Source organism: Bradyrhizobium sp. sGM-13 (assembly GCF_018398875.1).
Taxonomy (GTDB): Bacteria; Pseudomonadota; Alphaproteobacteria; order Rhizobiales; family Xanthobacteraceae; genus Bradyrhizobium.
Genome location: NZ_JAGWDK010000560.1, coordinates 1 through 207, shown reverse-complemented (window position 1 = coordinate 207; position 207 = coordinate 1). Strand labels below are relative to the sequence as shown.

The following is a 207-nucleotide window of genomic DNA, read 5'->3' as shown; positions in this document are numbered from 1 at the left end:
GAAGCGGATGCTCGGCATACCCTTGATCGGGCAGTCGGGATCGTTTGCGACCACGTCGACGGCAAGATCGCCCGACGAGCCGAACACGACATCATCGGCGAGATGGGGATCGTCACGCAGATAGAGCGCCGTGACCAGTTCGCGATAGCCGGCTGCACCGACCAGGAAGTGAATATGCGCCGGCCGCATGCCATGCCGCGCCTGCGC

At 64.3% G+C, this 207-nt stretch carries 1 pseudogene; it reads right to left on the bottom strand.

Features of this window, described 5'->3' with window-relative positions:
* Positions 1 to 207 (bottom strand): annotated as a pseudogene (locus tag KJQ96_RS39965) (hypothetical protein); the annotation flags it as partial.